Consider the following 17,883-nt stretch of genomic DNA (forward strand, 5'->3'; position numbering starts at 1 on the left):
TGAATCAAAAATTTTTAGAAAAAATATTTTTGTTTACTATTTATGAGAATTACTATTAAATGAATAAAGACTCACATTGGATACAATCTCTAAAGTCAGGAAATAAAAAGGCTTTGGATGAAATCTATCTTAAATACAAAAAGCCATTTATTGATTTCTCCAATAGATATCAAATCCCTCATGAAGATGCACTTGATATTTTTCAGGATAGCATTATCGTTCTATATGAAAATATCTTAAAGGGAAAACTAAGCGATCTAAGCAGTAGTCTCAAAACATATCTATTTGCGGTAGGGAAGTATAAAATATTGTCTTATATAAAATCTAAAAATGCATTTAGTTCTATTGAGATAAGTGAGATTGAAATTTTAGATAAAATAGACATTATTGAAATTGAAACACAGGATTTAAGGTTGAAACATCTTCATGATACGTTTTCCAAATTGGGCATAAAATGTCAGGAGATACTTAAACTTTTTTATTACCAAGGACTGGGTCTCGATGAAATTCAAGAACTAATGGGTTATGACTCTAAGGATACAGCTAAAAGTCAGAAATCCAGATGCCTAAAGCAGCTTAAGGAACTAATGAAGAATTATGGATAATCAAGATTTAATAAACTCTTTTTTTCAAGGGAATCTTTCTGAAGATGAGAAATATCAGCTAGAAGAACTTATCAAGTCTGACACCGAATTCGCTAAGGCATTTAAATTTGAAAAGGAACTTAGGGACTCATTGATTCATCAGGAAAGACAAATTCTAAAATCCAGGTTGAAATCCTTGGATCAACAACGATCAAAACCTTTAATCTTGAAATACTGGCATATGGCAGCATCTTTTGTACTCCTAATTGCCTCAATCCTATTTGTTTTAAACAGGAACGACCACTCAACATCAAGACTGTATGCTAAATATATGGAGCCTTATCCAAACGTTCTTTCTCCTGTGGTTAGGAGTGACAGGGAAAATGATACAGTTTTTTTGGAAGCCATGAAGAGTTACGACCAGAAGAATTATGAGGAGGCTATACACCTCATGTTAAAAATCAACGAAGAATATTCCTCAAGTGAACTGGAAGTTTATCTTTCAATTAGCTTACTGATGCAGGATAGAGATGAAGAGGCATTGGAAACTCTCCAGAGAATCAACCTTAATTCACAACATATTGACGCTGTTGTAGTCGATTGGTATCTAGGGTTGGCCTATTTGAAAACAGGTGATAAGGACAAGGCTTTGGAAAGCATTGCTGCTGTTGCTTCATCAGGTGGTGAGTTGTCATCACAAGCCTCTAAGCTTTTAAATAAGCTTAAATAATCGGATTTCATATTTTTTCAGTTGGTCATTCCAAGCTGAATTATCATAAAATCGGATAAAATAGATCAGTTTTAATGCCTCTTGAAACTCTTAAGAAACCAAATGCTCAATATTGCCAATAATGCAGAGATCAAAATCCAATAAACAATTGAAGGGATAGAGAATGAATTTGAAGTAGGCAGGTTTCCCATATGTCCATTTAGAACAAACCCAGCCCAAAAATAGGGGTGGCTTCTCAATGGGTTGTTCAGGATAAAGTCCCTTTTAGCTTGGGCTAGAGCATCTGACTTTTGCATTCCGTTTTCCAGATTTTTATAAAATTCCATAATGATTTCAGCAGTTTCTGAGTCAGGTACTTGCCAAAGACTATATACTGAAGATCTTACACCTGAATACGTTAATGCCCGAGAAATACTCATTAATCCCTCACCTTTTTCCAGTTTCCCCACTCCTGTATTACATGCACTTAATACTACTAAGTCAGCAGGAAATTCCATACCATACAACTCTTCGTAATATAGACTCTCATTGTTCTGAAAAATCAATGCTGAATTGCTATGATCTGTTTCATCTATTTTGGCATGCATCGCAAAATGATATATGCTGTAGTTTTGGGAGTTTTCAAGAAAATCTGATTTAATGGCTTTGGAGTAAATGTCACCCTTTAATCTTCCTGCAATAAATTCAGATTCCAACCTTGCACCGTCAATAGCACCAAGCTGGGTAGCTTTGGTGTTTGAATCTAAATAAACCTGATCATCATATTCGGGAGAAAAGACTGCAAGAATACCTTTGTGATTTGGGTTCTTCATTTGAACTTGTTGCAATTGCCATATCCTTAAAGAATAGGAATAGCTAATATTATAATCTTTGAGCAATAAAGCATTGGTTTTGGGGTTTGTGAGACTTTCAAAAGGAATCAGATTCAATAAATCTTCAGGAAGAACAACGATCTGACTAACTTTTTTATCCAAATTCAATGATTCGGGAATCAAGAGACTGTAAAGTTCTTTTGATAGATCTCCAAAATCTTTGTGGATATACCTTAGCGTATTGTAATATTCAAGTGTCTTTTGCAGGACTTCTTCTTTTCTGCCCAATGACCTTAGTGATACCTCATCTTTTGTAATCAAAAATAAAAAGACTTCTGAGGCAGTAACTGCGTAATTTAACACAACTATTTCAGGACTGAGGACTTTTTGAAAGTTTGCCAGCTCAAACCTGTTTTCAAAAAATGCTTCAAATGATGGGTTATTCGAAATGATTTCATTTTGAACTTTTTCCAAAAGTGAATTGATGGAATCATTTCTAAACTCACTATCAGCGAGCAAAGACAATTGACTTTTCATCAAAAAAAGACTGTCGGAAACTGGTGAATAGTGTTGATATTTAGCTTCAAATTCTTTCCAGAGGTGTTGGGATGCATTGTTTTCGATGGTATTTAATAAAGAACCATGATTTTCTTTACCTAAGGCCATATGCATCATAACCAAACCCTCACTGATTTCTTTGTTTGTCTGATCAAGCCATGGATTGTAAATTCCTTTTTGGTAGTAAACGTTAAAAATATTAGCTGCAATGTTGTAATAATGAAAGGATACCCGGGCATGCTTGAGGTTTCCTTCCTTTTCAAATTCATTTTTATAAATTTTTGCAACCTCCATTAAAGCATTGATATAATAGATATCATTTTTTTCTTTGAATGCTTCAAGATCAACTTCCATCAGGTTGTTTATAGAATCTCCCATTAAAACTGAAAAGCCTTGATAAACAATCTTTTCCGCTTGATCAAACCTATTGGATTTTTGAAGTACATCTCCCTTTTTGAAAAAAATATTAAGAAGGTTGAATTCACGGATATCCATCCGCCTACCTATTTCCAAAGCATGGTCTAAATGAACCAGTGCTTTGTCATAATCATCAGCAGAATTAAGGTAAAATGAAACCAGTTGAGTATGAAAGATCATTTGGTTGTATCTGTTTTTTAAACGAATACTTTCATTCATTCCCAGATCGAGGTATTGTTTTTTTAAAAGTTTTTCATTTGGGTCATCGTAATTCACCAAAGGAGCAGCTGCACTGCTTATTGCATTAAGTAGATAGTCAGAATAGTTTTCCTGATCTGTCTTATCCATTTTATTGAAATAATTCATTAAACTATCTAGATGTGAAATGCCGGCTTTCTTATCATTTGTTAAATCAGTATACAGAATATTGAGCCTATGCTTTTCTACTAAGTAAAAATTCAAAGGTTTTGAATTTTCAAACTCAGATTCCTTACTTTCAAAAGCTCCGCTATCAAACCAAATTTTGAAATTTTGATTGATTGAATTTATTAATTCGCCCGCTGAAGTCTTGTCCCCATATTGACGATACAGCCTTATTAGATTCCCATAAAGAGATAAGAGGTTAGCCGCATTTACCTGAGACTGCCCTTCCCATAATTTCTTGGCTCTTAGGTATGCTTCTTTCCTCTTTGTGAAAAAACCCGTATAGGCATGTATAACTCCAATATTATTGTAGGCCATAGCTAGATTATTCACCAGCTCAGAGTCTGATAAATCTTCAATTGACTCATAATTGTCAATTGCTTTTTTATAATAGATCAATGCGTCTTGATAAGCCTCCATTTTATCCATGGATGTCCCAATGTTGTAAAATAGAGCCGCCTTTTCTTCAATGTTCAAGTGATCCGAAAATGCCAACTCACATGAAAGACCTATTGCAACAGCTTCTTCATATTCCTTAGCCCCACTTTTAAGAAGCATTTGATTTTTGAATTGGATGTATAAATCCTTCTCATTCTGAATTGATAGCTCTGAATGCGATGATCCATTATTTTCTTTTAATTTGAATAGTTCCTTTTCTATTAATACTGTATGCTCTTTAATCTTCTCCTTTGGGATAATTTCTTTATGCTGGCAAATTCCAGAAACTTGATATAAGCAAGTCAGAAAAAACAGAAAACAAACTCTAAAAACTTCTCTCATTGTTAAATAGTGTTTAACTCTAGAAAAATCTTAAACTAATTGGAATGTGTAGATTAAAAAATTAAAATCATTTAAATGGTTGGCTTTTGTTTAGGTTGATGCATGTAAATCATTACAGACTGGATTTATCAAGAATTAGTGTTTTGTGGAAATTTTCATTGAAATACAAATGAAATCACTTAAAGAAACTGACAAATATGGAAGAAGTCACACGTTTTATATCACTAAGAAAGTGAAGGATTGAATCCTGCTTTCAGGCTATTCCTCAATGCCGCTTTCTAAGTGGTATTTTTTTAATTTTTTCTGCAATGCTTCAAGGTTTTCTACGCTGTGATTGATGATAAAATCTTTTTCTGATTGCACAAAATGCGTTGACTCTTCTGCTGAAGAACTCCATTGGGTAAACCCCTTTTTTAAAGGATCACTCCCTTGTCTCCACTCAAAATTGGTGCCCCACTGATCTGTTTCCAGTCCCAAGTGTTTTTTGTACCACTCTTTCGTCTTTTGGGGCTCTTTAGATTCTTACTAAATTCTGTTCAAAGTAACGAGTCCTTGATCAACAGACAAGTTTCCAAGTCAATAGGTTTTTCCAGATACATTTTCACAGAAGGATAGTTTTGACTTTTCACTCTGTCAGATTTTTGGATGGAGGAAGTAGCCATGATGACATTGACCTGATCGGTAATTTCCATTTCTTCAAGCTTTTCAAGAATTTCCCAACCAGTCATTTCCGGCATATTGATGTCAAGTAGAATCAGAATCCGGTTGCTTTTTTTGACAAGATTTGTAATATAGTCCAATCCTTCTACCGGATTCGTAAAAGTGAATACCTGATCTGACAGATTGCTTTCTTCGACCATCAGCTCATGCAGAAACAAAATACCAGGTTCGTCATCAATTATGATTACAGGGATCTTGGAATCATCGTTCTGCTTCATGTTCCTCTAGTTTTAAATTTAATTTTCGTAGAATTTGATCAAGTTCTATAGAACTCATTTCAATTTCTTTTAAAATTTCGGCTTTGGTTTTCTCTATCTTTTTATAGTTGTCATAATTTTTAAGTACTTCAACCATTCCAAGGATTTTGGAAAGAGGCCCCCTGAATTGGTGGGACTGAGTCCAGGCAACATCCTCCAACAATTTATTGTGTTTTTCCAAATGGGCCAAAGCCATCATCAGGCTTTCATTTTTGGCATGTAGGTCATTTGTCTGTGATTTGATTTTTTGCTGAAGTTCTACCTTCAAACGCTTATTGATGATTAGAGTCCTTACCCCAAATCCCATAATGAATACGAACAAAATGATCAAAATTTTAAACCAAATAGTTTGGTAGTAATATGCGTCTATAGTAAAGTTAACCGAAGTGATTTCAGAAAATACCCCGAACTGTTCGGCTCTGACCTGAAACTCATATTTTCCTGGATTCAATCCGGTGAAATAAGCTTTTGTTCTGTTTTCGTTGTCTATCCATTGGGAACCCAGTTCTTTGATTCTATATGCATATCGTATCGAATTAGGTTTGTCGAATTCAATATTTCCATAACTGATATTGAAGAAATTGACTCCTGCAGGTACATGTATGCCATTACTAATAAGCATCTCTTGGTTTTCAAAATTCAAAGATTCAAGATACGGTGATGCAAGAGGATTTTGTTCTTTGATTTTTTTGGGGTTTACGATAACTGCACCTTCCATACTGGGAAACACCATCTTACCGCTTGAAAGCTTCCATCCCGCAGGATGAAATCCTCCATTGAACTCATTATTTTTCAGACCATCTGACTTATCAAAGAGCGTAAATGCAATCCGGTGATTGTCATCCTTTGATTTCTTCAGTTCCATAAGTTGGGCCATGGAAGTATTCTGAATCCCATGGTTTCCACTCATCCAAAGCAGTCCATCATCATCAGGAATCATTTTGAAAATCCCGTCAAACTGAAACCCATTTTTCTTTCCGAAAATACGAATCTGGCCATTTGAATGTAAAATCAATCCATCGGGTGTACTGATCCATAAGTCTCCTTCAGTATCTTCCAAAATTCCGGTGACCATTTGAGAGGGCGCTATGTCATATATAGGGTAGTGATGAACTTCTTCTTGTTTATTGATTGAAAAAAAGCCATTTCCAAAAGTGCCAAACCATAGTAGACCATTGCTGTCTTCCATACCAAAAATGACTTCAGCATCAAGCAGTTCATTTTTCAACTCTATCGTCTTCAAGGTTCCGTCAAGGGCCAGTTTTGAAAGGGTTCCATTATTGGTGCCTACCCATATATTGTTTTTCGAATCCTTTAGTAAGGAATATATCACCTCTTCCTCAAAATTTAGCTTTCCAAAAAAATCATTATCTATTTTCAAAGTGTTTAAGTCGATTCTATTCAATCCGTTTCCTGTACCAATAAATAACTCATTACCTCTTTGAGCAAGGCTCAGAATCAGATCATGGCTTAGTCCCTCTTTGGTAGTAAAGTGCTGAACTCCATTGGAAGTTACTCTGTTGAGCCCACCTCCAGGAGTACCCAACCAAAGTCCTTTTTTGCTATCTTCTAAAGTAGCCAGAATAACCCCATGGCTTAACCCGGATTTTTCCCCTAAGATTTCCAAAGTCGATTGGCTGAATCTGGAAATTCCAATTCCCAATCCACTGGTCCAAAGTGCCTCTTTATTATCTTCAAAAATATTCCAGACTTCATTTAAATTTTTGCTGAGATCAGGGTATGCAATGAGCTCCTCTCCCCTTATTTTAAAAATTCCCTGCGAAGTAGTTCCAACCCACATACTTTTATCAACACTTGAATATTCCAGTGCACTGATTTCTCCCAGATCTTTTTCTTTAGGAAACTCCATTTTTGTCACAAAGCCATCTTTATGAAGATAAAGTCCATGTAATCTAGTTCCAATGTAAACATCAAGATCAGGTGTAATCTGGATTGCTTTTACATCTTTGCCTGACAATAGATCATATTCATGGAATTTTCCTGAATTTTTATCAAAAGAAAAAAGGCCATTTATCCCTCCAAGTAAAAGGTGGTCACCAAAATCTTCCAGCTCTCTGATATAGCCTATTTTCATTGATTCAGGGCGGTACACTTCTTTAAACTCACTTTCATGAAATAAAAAAAGCAATCCATTCTGAGTCCCTAAATAAACTTCCCCTGATGAAGTCTCCGTGATGGAAGTAAATCTTACTGGACCTAGTTCTCTTGGGCTATTATATACTTCAAGTTTATTGAAAGATGCATGCACCAGGGCATTTGAATTTGCAGCAAATACCCCTCCGGTCTGAGAAGCAGTCAGGTCATTGAAGGTTGGGGTTTGGATGTTTGGATGATTGCTATGGTTGAAGTTTTTAAATGACCTGCCATCAAACCGCACCAACCCTTCTTCTGTAGCCATCCATATAAAGTCGTTTTGGTCCTGTGCTGTTCTGAAAACTGTGTTCACAGGAAGTCCATTGGAATTGTTCCAATCAGTTCTTACAAAGACAGTTTCTTTTTCAGTTATATCCCATTGTTGGGGATAAGAAGCCGTGACAGAAAATAGAAAAAGGGTACAATAAACGAATAAAATCTTTTGAAGGAAGGATACTTTGACCATCATTTTTAAACCTTCGGTTAGTGCGTGATTTGATCAAAAGTATATTATTTGTCGGTGTATAAAAAGTTATTGTAAGAATTAATTATGAGGGTTTTTTTATAGAATTTAATTTGTATTTTATGTAGTAAAACAAGTTTTTTAGATATTTTAAAATCAACCGGATTGTGTTGAATCGAATGATTTTACTGCTCTTTGTATGGATAAATATCCAACCATTCTTTGAAATACCATGTCCGGTATGAATAAATAAAAAAGGTAAACCAGCCAAAAGCCAACTCGCTTGATCTGTGAAAATGACAAGTTTTCTTATCCATAATGAAACTCTGATTTAAAAAATGTAAATTTCCTGTTCATTCCAACAAACCAACAAGCCTATGAAATCATTTCTTTTTTCATTTCTTATACTTGTATCCTCAATAGCTTCCGCTCAGTCGGTAGGGGCAAATTGGAAAAAACTTCAGGCAGCCAACCAAGCTGTGCCAAGGCATGAAAACTCCCTGGTTGAGTGTAATGGGAAATTCTACGCTCTAGGTGGTAGAGGAGAGAGACCTGTGGAAGCTTTTGACCCCGAAACGAATGAATGGACAGTACTTTCAGTTAGCCCAATGGAATTTCATCACTTTCAGGCCATTTCATTCGAAAATGAGATTTACGTTTTAGGTGCATTTACAGGGCCATATCCTCATGAAACTCCAATCCCGGAATTTTTGATTTTTAACCCCAAAGACAATAGCTGGAGGAAAGGACCTGAAATCCCCGAAAGCAGACGTCGGGGATCTGCTGGAGTTTTTTCCCGTGGAGATAAAATCTACATGGTCTGTGGTATTATTGATGGACATTGGAATGGATTTGTTCCTTGGTTTGATGAATATGACACCAAAACAAAAGAGTGGAAAGTATTGCCTGATGCTCCTCGGCCGAGGGATCATTTTTCAGCCTCATTGGTTGGGGATAGGGCTTATGTTGCAGGAGGAAGGACTTCTCATGCTGAAATCGGAAAAGTATTGGAGTTGACCATTCCTGAAGTGGATTTTTTCGATTTTAATACCAATACCTGGTCTACAGTGAGTGCAGACTTACCTACCCCAAGGGGCGGCACCTCTAGTATTGGAAATGAGCCATATCTTCTGGTTATGAATGGTGAAAGTATTCATCAAGTTCAGGGGCATTCTGAAGTTGAGGTTCTGGATACCAGAAATGAAACCTGGACAAGGTTGCCTGATCTTAATCAAGGGAGACATGGCACAGGTGTGGTATATTGGAAAGGTAAAGTATATGTTGCTGCTGGAAGTGCCAACCGTGGAGGAGGACCGGAGTTGAATGATATAGAATGTCTGGAGTGGAAATAAAATTGAAACAAGGGCTTACAAACTGAATAAGAATTCAAATTAATTCTTAGGTTTTTGTTTGCTTTATTCTATTCCCCATACAATTTATTGATTTCATTTTCATTCGCCCGCTTCGAACCTGTCTGACCGGTAGGTAAGTCTGGCATACAGGAGACTTTTTCAGCAAGTCCTATTTAGGGTAGTGTACCTTACTTGATTGTGTAATTCTTCAGCAAAATTTTCTTAATAATTTGATAAAAACCAATTCCTTGAATGTAGACAGTTACAAAGGTAAATTTGGTAATTCAAGTGATTATGAAAACCGATACAGACAGCCATTTGCTTTTCAAAATTAAAAAGGGGGATTCTAAGGCCTTTGACAGTTTATTTTACAAATACTGGGACCCGCTTTTTTCAGCTGCATTTACCAGACTCAAATCCCAGGATCTGGCTAAGGATGTAGTGCAGGATGTATTTATTGATCTTTGGAAAAGGAAGGAATCACTAGAGATCAAAAGAAGTCTGGAAGTATATCTCTTTACAGCTGTTAAGTATGGTGTTTTCAAGGCGCTGGATAGTTCCAGAGAATATGAGGAGTTACAGGAAAGGCAGAGAGTAGATACTTTTTCATCCGATTCTATTCTTGAATTGGATGAACTTTATTCAATTATAGAGTCCAAATTGGACCTTCTGCCTATCTCTAGTGCTGAAATTTTCAGGATGTATAAATATAAAGGGTTGACCGCTGTTGAAATTGCGGGATTAAAAGGGATGGCTCCTCAATCTGTTCATAATTCAATTCAGAAAACACTCAACTTTCTTCGTTCAGAACTTAAGGAATACAGTCCCTTAATCATTTTTGCTATACTTAATATAAAGGCTTGAGTTAATCTTAGGTTAATTTTTTGAGCAAAGCTTAACTTTTTATTCATTGGATTTGCGGGTAAGCTAGCGCTTATTTTTTCCCTTAAGGGTGATGAAAGAAAAAGAACCCACTTATCCGAAAGGACTCATTGCTAAGCTCCTCAGAGGGGAAAGCATTTCCAGAGAAGATCTTGATACCATCAATGAATGGTACTATTCCCAAGAGCAAAATTCTTCTGAATTAAATCAGGATTTGCCTGCTATCGATAAAAGTGAGGTTTTGAAAAACATACATAAAAAAGCAGGTATAGAAAATGGGAAAAGGAGAAAAAGCTATTACTTATATTACACTGTAGCTGCTGCCATTTCCCTGTTTCTACTTGTAGGATCACTTTATTTTTCATTCTTAAACAATAGTCAAAGCAGTTTTGAAGATGCTGGTGTTAAATCAGTTATCACGAAATCAGGAGAACGGAAGAAAGGTATTCTTCCGGATGGATCTACCGTTTTCTTAAAAGAAAACAGCATGATTAGCTATAAAGAGGAATTTAAGGAAGGAAGAAAAGTCTTTCTCAAGGGAGAAGCATTTTTTGAGGTAAAAAGATCATCGGGTGAAGAGTTCAAGGTGGTTGGGGATTTTTTGGAAACAACAGTTTTGGGAACCGAATTTCTAGTATCCGATAAACGGAATTCATCTGAAATGGTACTTGTGAAATCAGGAAAAGTAATGGTTTCTCAAATTAAAAGTCAATCTGAAAGGGTGATTCTTGAAAAAGGCCAAAAGGCAAGATTCAGTACCAAGGAGGGGATTCTTAAAGTAAGTGAGACCAGTAATGATGAGAAATATTTTGCCTGGATGGACGGGACTCTGGTCCTTGACCGTGCACATGTCAATGATATAGCAAAGGAACTGGAGGCCTGGTTTGGAATTGAAGTAATAAGTGAAGCAGAAGACACTGACTGCAAAGTTTCAGGAGCCTATAATAAAATGAATCTTACAGAGATTCTGGAAACAATAAATTATTCCGTAAACCTCAATTATGAACAAAATGGAGAAAAACTGATCATCAAAAGCATGAAATGCAAATAAAGGTAGGGTACTGCGGCAACAGTACCCTACAATAAATAGGAATTCAAGCACAACACTTAAAAACCATCCAAAATTATGAAAAAAAAGTTACCCCTGATTTTAAATTTTCTAAAATCCAGGACAACCATTTGGCTGATCGCTGCTCTGGTGGGGATACAGTCCAACAGTTCATTTGCAAATGACAAGCAAATCAACAATACAGTACTTTCTCTGAAACAGGGAAATCATCATCTCATTCAGGTGATCAAGGCAGTAGAGGAGCAAACAGATTTTAACTTTTCCTTTGCGCTCAATTTAGTGGAAAACAGAAGTATTACCATTTACAAGCCCAACCCCTCCCTGGATGAGATTTTGGGAAAAATTAAGGAAGAGGCCGGGCTGGAATTCAAACTGACAGGATTGACCATTGCACTTGCAGACTCCAAAAATCCAACTGACCGGCTGGAGCTAATCAAAGGCCAAATTGTGGATGCTCAGTCCGGTGAAACTTTGCCGGGTGTTAATATCTTGGTCAAAGGTACTGCACAGGGGACCGCCACAGATATAGATGGTAATTTTACACTGGATGTGAATGAAAATGATGTTTTGGTCATTTCCTATATCGGGTATGAGACGATTGAAGTGCAAGTGAATAACCAGACCTCATTTGAGATTAAATTGGCATACAAGAGTCGGGAAATAGAAGAGTTTATTGTCACCGCACTGGGTATTAAAAGAGAAGAGGCTTCTCTAGGGTATGCAACCCAAACTATTTCTACCGAAAACCTGACCGACGCAAGAAGCAATAACTGGACAAGTGCCCTATCAGGAAAAGTTGCTGGTCTAAATGTAGTTGGTGGTGGAGCTGGTCCCATGGGTTCTCAGAGGATTACCCTAAGAGGAGAAACTTCCCTGAACCTCAGTAACAATGAAGCCTTGGTGGTCGTCGACGGGGTTCCCATCAATGGACAAATTGAAGGCACCGGATTCGGAGGCCACCTAAACCAGGATAGTCCTGTTGATTTCGGTTCGGCTGTTTCTGACTTGAACCAAGATGATATCGAAAGTGTGACAGTTCTGAAAGGACCTGCGGCTGCTGCTCTCTATGGATCAAGAGCTGCCAACGGAGCATTGATCATCACCACGAAGGGTGGGAGAAGGCAGCAAAAAGGAATCGGTGTTTCATTCAACACTAACATCAGTACAGAGAGAACCGGACTCAGGTGGCCGGATTACCAGTATGAATATGGAGAAGGCCGGACAGATGAATATTATTCATACGGAGATTCTGAAGATGGTCCCAATACAAGTACCAATGTAGCTGCAGGTAGGGCGTGGGGTCCCAAGTTTGACGGCCAGATGTATTACCAGTATGACCCCAATGCTCCTGATGGAATCCCTACTGAAAGGACACCATGGAGACCTTATCATGATTACATCAAGGGCTTTTTTAACCCAGGTTATACAATCACAAACAACATTTCCGTAGAGGGGGCAACAGACAAAAGCTCAGGGAGAATATCAGTTACTCATTTGAACAATTCTTGGATTGTACCCAATACTGGGTTTGAAAGACTTTCTGTATCCACAGCCCTGGATCATAATGTATCAGATAGGCTGAAGATCAATTCCAGGGTGAATTATGTCAACAAAAAATCTGACAACTTGCCCATGGCAGGATACAATAACCAGACTATCATGTATTTCATGATTATTGGAACCACACCAAGTACCGATATCAATTGGTATAGGGATTATTGGATGCCGGGTCTTGAACAGATAGAACAGAAGAATCCGTTTAATCCAGGTCCTGACAATGTTTACCTACAAGCCTATGAAATGATCAATACCATAGACAAGCACGGAGTCATCGGAAGTGTTTCTGCCACCTACGAATTCTCGGACAAGTTAAATTTAATGCTAAGGTCGGGTATTGATCTGGCAAATGAGGACAGGACGCAAAGAAGACCTTATAGCATGTCTAAATTCCCAAGGGGAATGTACAGGCAGCAGTCTATATTCAATTATGAAATAAACTCTGATTTATTGCTTACTTATTCGGAAAAAATCAATGGGGACATTGGTGTGATAGTTTCGGCCGGAGGAAACAGAATGTTCAATTACAACAACTTCAACGGCGTATATGCAGACCAGTTGGCCATGCCAGGTCTATATATGATTTCCAATTCATTGGATCAACCTGTAGCCGATCCCAGGTTACTGCAAAGGTCGATAAATTCACTTTATGCAACTTCACAGTTTGATTACAAGGGAAAAATTTATCTGGATCTGACTGGAAGAAATGATTGGTCCAGTACACTGCCTGCTGCCAATAACTCCTTTTTCTACCCTTCGGTAAGTACCAGTTTTATCTTGGATGAACTGATGCGTTTGCCCACAGCTGTAAGTTTTTCCAAACTCAGGTTGTCGTATGCACAGGTAGGAAATGATACCAGGCCTTACCAGACTGCCCGGTATTATGATCAGATTTACGCTACTAGTTTCACTAATCCCAACACGCTTTTCAATGCAGACCTTAAGCCTGAAATTACCACCGCCTATGAGGCAGGTTTGGACCTGAGACTGTTTGATAACAGGTTTGGAATTGATTTTACAGCATACTTCAGTGAAAGTAGGAACCAGATATTGGCGATTCCTCTGGATATTACCTCTGGATATGACAGGATTCTCACCAATGCCGGTTTGATCCAAAGCAGTGGTCTTGAATTAGTCCTCAATACAAAAACAATGACAAGAAGGAATTTCAATTGGACAACCACATTCAATTGGTCCTACAACAGAAGTTATGTCATTGAGCTGGCAGAAGGCCTGAATAATCAGATCATTGGACAACATTCTGTGGTAAGCCTTGAAGCACGTGTAGGAGGAAGAATGGGAGATTTGTATGGTCTGGGTTTCCAAAGATCTCCTGAAGGAGAAGTAATTTATACCAATGCCGGAATCCCGGCCCAGCTCGATCCAGAAAGGAAAAATTGGGGGAATGCTTTTCCTGACTGGAAAGGTGGTATGCTCAATCAATTTACCTTCGGAAAGTTCAGGGCAAGTATGCTTTGGGATGGTCAACTAGGTGGAATGGCTTATTCTATGACAAATCACAAACTGAATACCTTGGGCAAAACAAGAGTTACATTGCCAGGTAGGGATGAAGGTATTGTAGGAGATGGGGTCGTAGCAAATGGAGACGGTACTTTTTCACCAAATACAACTGTGACCAGTGCTCAGAGATATTACAATGAGTATTACAAACATGCCAATGTGGAGACTAATATTTTCGATACATCCTTCATCAAGTTGAGAGAAGCCAGGGTGGAATACACTTTTTCCCCGGCATTACTTTCCAAAATTGGGTTGGTGCAGGCTACTGTAGCATTATACGGCAGAGACCTTCTGCTTTTCACAAGCTTTCCGGCGTTTGATCCAGAAATTGCAATGCTGAACAGCGGCACCTTGTTGCCCGGTGTTGAAATGACCCAGTTTCCTTCAACCCGAACTATGGGAATGAATATTTCCCTCAAATTCTAGAAGATCATTAAAAATTAGAAGACATGAAATTTTCAGTAAGATATATACCGATTCTAGTGCTGTTTTTGGTTCTTTCCCAATCTTGTACTCAGGATTTTGATGAGATCAACTCTGATCCAAACAGACCCAGTGAGGTTTTTCCGGGAGTTATTCTGGATCAATTGCAATATAGAATGGTCAATTCTGCCATAGGCAGGTCAAGGGGTTTTACCCATGAACTGATGCAGATGATGGCCCCTAGGGCCAGTGTCAACAATGGGTTGCACCGGTATGTAATTGAACCTAATAATTCAGAAGGATTTTGGAATAATCATTACAGACTGATGACAGACCTTATGGATATGTACCAAACATCGGAAAGCCTAGAAGCGGATGCATATATGGCTGTCGCTCTCATTCTTAGAACTTGGAGTTATTCTATGATGACTGATGCTTTTGGGGACATTCCTTTTTCTGAAGCCAACAGGGTCGAAGAAGGAATATTCCAGCCAGAATTCGATAGCCAAAAAGATATTTATCTGCAAATGCTTGACGATTTGGAGAAAGCCAATGAGCTGCTTTCCGGTACATCAAGCTTTATTTATGGTGGAGACCTGATCTATGAAACAACAGGTGCTCCTGGAATTTTGAAATGGAGAAAGTTTTGTAATTCCCTTCGTCTAAGATTGTTAATGAGAATTCTCAAAAAAGATGGAGAAATCAATGTTTCAGAGCAAATCAATATGATTTTGAGAGATTCAGGCAAATACCCGGTCTTTGAGTCCATCCAGGATGACGCTATTTTGAGGTATCCCGGTACATTCCCATTCTACAACCCATACTTTAACTTGAGGAATCTAAGCTGGAATGAAGGAGTTTACTACACCATTTATTTCATGGATTGGCTCAATGGAATGAACGATCCAAGACGTGAAGTTTGGGCAACAACTGTAGAAGAAAACGGGGAAGAAGTATACAAAGGTATCATGAGCGGCTACCCCAGTGAAGTGGAATATACTGTAGGCTCCCACTCCAGCTTTCCAGGTGAATTAAGGGATTTTTCAGATTTGGGTTTGATTATGACCTTTTCGGAACTGGAGTTTATTTTCGCTGAGCTGGCCCTGAGAGGTTTTGATACTCCAAAATCTGTTAAAGAACATTATGAGGGAGGAATTGAAGCCTCTATCAGACAGTGGGGTAAAAGTCTTCCTGAGGGTCATTTTGAAAACCCAATGATTGCATTCAATTCTGAGGCCTCTTTTGAAGGTCAATTGGAACAGATTATACAACATAAATATTTTGCGTTGTTCTTTACTGACTATCAGGCATGGTTTGAAAAAAGAAGAACCGGCTATCCCATATTGCCAAGGGGAGAGGGTATTCCGGCTGAAAATCAGTTTCCGGTCAGAATAACTTATCCAAACTATCTACAGGCATTGAATCCTGAAAATCTTGAAGCTGCAGTTGCCAGAATGGGAGGGGATACCCAAGATACTAAAGTATGGTGGGAAAAGTAATTAACTCCCGATTATGAGAGCCTATAAGTCAAGGACTAAAAGAATTGATGTGAATACCAATCACTTCGGAATTCATATCAAACGGCTGCCGGGCTTTTGACAAAAAAATATATAAACATGAAAAAGATTCAAGTATTGATATTGATTCTGGGTTCAATTGGCTGGTCCTGCACCAGCAATTCAGAAGAAAAACCTGAGTTGAAGACAGTAGTAATTATTGTGGATGCCCTCAGGTTTGATTATGTGAATGAGGAAAATACGCCGAATATTTACGCAATGATAAAAGAGGGATCCTTCGGGCTGCATCATCACAGTACCTTTCCTACAGTCACAAGGGTAAATTCAACTTCTTATGCCACGGGCTCCTATCCAAAGACCCATGGTATATTGGGAAATAGTATTTTCCTGCCTAAGGTTGACCCATTAAAGGGGCTAAATACAGGAGACGCATCAGTGATGATGATGGCAGATTCTGTTGAAAACGGAAAATTGCTGAGCAGTCTTTCAATTGGTGAGGTTCTGCAAAGTTCTGGAAAAGGAAATTATGCTGTTTTCAGCACAGGTTCTACCGGGCAATCATTTCTTTTGAACCATAAAATCAAAGGATCTGGAATCATCAACCCTGATATGATTCTGCCTGAAAACCTGCATGAAAAAGTGATAAATGAAATTGGGGAGATACCGCCAAGGTCCAAGCCCAATAAGGAAAGGCACCACTGGGTTACTGATGCATTTATCAAATATGCTCTCGTTGATGACTTGGTTGATGTGGCCACCATCTGGTATTCAGATCCGGATGGTACTGCCCACGGAGAAGGTATAGGTGCGCCAATGACAATGGAGTCTATCAGAAATGTAGATGAACAGATAGGAAGGATCATTTCTTCCATTGCAGAATTGGGAATGGAAAACAGGGTTAACCTTATAGTATCTGCAGACCATGGCTTTGCCACCCATAAAGGTAACCCTGGGATTGCTTCACATTTGGTTGAAAGAGGATTAAAGGAATCCAAAGAATCAGATGATATCATCGTAGTAGGCAATGCAGTTTATTTGAATAAGGAGTCCAAAGAAAACGCTTCTGATATCATCAAATCATTGGTTTCAGAGGATTGGGTTGGCGCTGTCTTTGTCAATTCTTCTTTAAACCTGAATGATGACCTTATGGAAAACCTATTTCCATTGGAAACTTTCAACTGGAACCATCCCCAAAGGGCAGCGGATTTTTATGTTGATGTCAATTGGACAGAAGAAACAAATGCATTTGGATATGCAGGCTATTCTTACAATAACGGAACAGCCGGACACGGATCGTCCAGCCCCTTTGAGATGAAGACTCCTTTTATAGCTAAAGGGCCTTCATTTCTGAAAGGTTTTGAGAATGAGCTGCCTTCAGGTATGGTAGATATAGTGCCTACTGTGCTTCACATTCACGGTGTCATGGATAATTCATTCAATCCGGATGGAAGAATTCTCAATGAGATCCTTGTGGGGAGCACTGAGAAGGAAGAGAATGAACTTACTACAGAAACCCATGTCAAAACTGTTGCCCTCGACTGGGGTGAGTATGAACTTAATGTGACGTATTCGACCATTGGAGAGTGGAAGTATTTGGATCACACCAAGACGATTAGAAAAAGGAAAGAATAATTTAAGGTTTATCTTATTTAGCTAAGGCCCGG

General features: G+C 38.1%; 13 protein-coding genes. 8 read left to right on the top strand and 5 right to left on the bottom strand.

Annotated elements, in window-relative coordinates:
- Positions 1-59 precede the first annotated feature (59 nt).
- Together A33Q_RS21225 and A33Q_RS21230 are read left to right on the top strand one after the other, a co-directional pair.
- Complete coding sequence (locus tag A33Q_RS21225; RefSeq protein WP_009035480.1) at positions 60-605, top strand: RNA polymerase sigma factor; 546 nt, start codon at positions 60-62, stop codon at positions 603-605.
- Positions 598-1,314: a tetratricopeptide repeat protein gene (locus A33Q_RS21230; RefSeq protein ID WP_009035481.1), complete on the top strand. Its 717-nt coding sequence runs from the start codon at positions 598-600 to the stop codon at positions 1,312-1,314. The genes A33Q_RS21225 and A33Q_RS21230 overlap by 8 nt, the downstream gene beginning before the upstream one ends.
- A 71-nt stretch (positions 1,315-1,385) precedes the next feature.
- Here A33Q_RS21230 and A33Q_RS21235 read toward each other — a convergent pair whose 3' ends face one another.
- From A33Q_RS21235 to A33Q_RS22510, 5 genes are all read right to left on the bottom strand, one after another.
- Positions 1,386-4,082, bottom strand: a complete 2,697-nt coding sequence (locus A33Q_RS21235; RefSeq protein WP_016255711.1) for a CHAT domain-containing protein — start codon at positions 4,080-4,082, stop codon at positions 1,386-1,388.
- Between the two features lie 480 nt (positions 4,083-4,562).
- Positions 4,563-4,781 (bottom strand): hypothetical protein, encoded by a 219-nt coding sequence (locus A33Q_RS21240; RefSeq protein WP_009035484.1) that lies wholly within the window; start codon positions 4,779-4,781, stop codon positions 4,563-4,565.
- A gap of 59 nt (positions 4,782-4,840) precedes the next feature.
- Complete coding sequence (locus tag A33Q_RS21245) at positions 4,841-5,242, bottom strand: response regulator (RefSeq protein WP_009035485.1); 402 nt, start codon at positions 5,240-5,242, stop codon at positions 4,841-4,843.
- Positions 5,226-7,904: a ligand-binding sensor domain-containing protein gene (locus A33Q_RS21250; protein ID WP_040490804.1), complete on the bottom strand. Its 2,679-nt coding sequence runs from the start codon at positions 7,902-7,904 to the stop codon at positions 5,226-5,228. Before A33Q_RS21250 ends, A33Q_RS21245 begins: the two co-directional genes overlap by 17 nt.
- A gap of 179 nt (positions 7,905-8,083) precedes the next feature.
- Positions 8,084-8,215, bottom strand: a complete 132-nt coding sequence (locus tag A33Q_RS22510; RefSeq protein ID WP_016255712.1) for a hypothetical protein — start codon at positions 8,213-8,215, stop codon at positions 8,084-8,086.
- Positions 8,216-8,275: 60 nt separating this feature from the next.
- Between A33Q_RS22510 and A33Q_RS21255 the strand changes: the two genes are divergently transcribed.
- The 6 genes from A33Q_RS21255 to A33Q_RS21280 all read left to right on the top strand — a co-directional run bounded on the left by A33Q_RS21255 (position 8,276) and on the right by A33Q_RS21280 (position 17,851).
- Positions 8,276-9,250 carry a Kelch repeat-containing protein gene (locus A33Q_RS21255; RefSeq protein WP_009035487.1) on the top strand — a complete coding sequence of 325 codons (975 nt, stop codon included), beginning with the start codon at positions 8,276-8,278 and terminating at the stop codon, positions 9,248-9,250.
- A 294-nt stretch (positions 9,251-9,544) separates the two neighbouring features.
- Positions 9,545-10,114, top strand: a complete 570-nt coding sequence (locus A33Q_RS21260) for an RNA polymerase sigma factor (RefSeq protein WP_009035488.1) — start codon at positions 9,545-9,547, stop codon at positions 10,112-10,114.
- A gap of 91 nt (positions 10,115-10,205) precedes the next feature.
- On the top strand, positions 10,206-11,183 hold the full coding sequence (locus tag A33Q_RS21265) for a FecR family protein (protein ID WP_009035489.1): 978 nt from the start codon (positions 10,206-10,208) through the stop codon (positions 11,181-11,183).
- A 75-nt stretch (positions 11,184-11,258) separates the two neighbouring features.
- Positions 11,259-14,705, top strand: coding sequence for a SusC/RagA family TonB-linked outer membrane protein (locus tag A33Q_RS21270; protein ID WP_009035490.1), 3,447 nt, complete (start codon positions 11,259-11,261; stop codon positions 14,703-14,705).
- Between the two features lie 23 nt (positions 14,706-14,728).
- Positions 14,729-16,201: a SusD/RagB family nutrient-binding outer membrane lipoprotein gene (locus tag A33Q_RS21275; RefSeq protein WP_009035491.1), complete on the top strand. Its 1,473-nt coding sequence runs from the start codon at positions 14,729-14,731 to the stop codon at positions 16,199-16,201.
- A 117-nt stretch (positions 16,202-16,318) separates the two neighbouring features.
- Positions 16,319-17,851, top strand: a complete 1,533-nt coding sequence (locus tag A33Q_RS21280) for an alkaline phosphatase family protein (RefSeq protein WP_009035492.1) — start codon at positions 16,319-16,321, stop codon at positions 17,849-17,851.
- Positions 17,852-17,883 lie beyond the last annotated feature (32 nt).

Source organism: Indibacter alkaliphilus LW1 (assembly GCF_000295935.2).
In the GTDB taxonomy this organism is placed as follows: domain Bacteria; phylum Bacteroidota; class Bacteroidia; order Cytophagales; family Cyclobacteriaceae; genus Indibacter; species Indibacter alkaliphilus.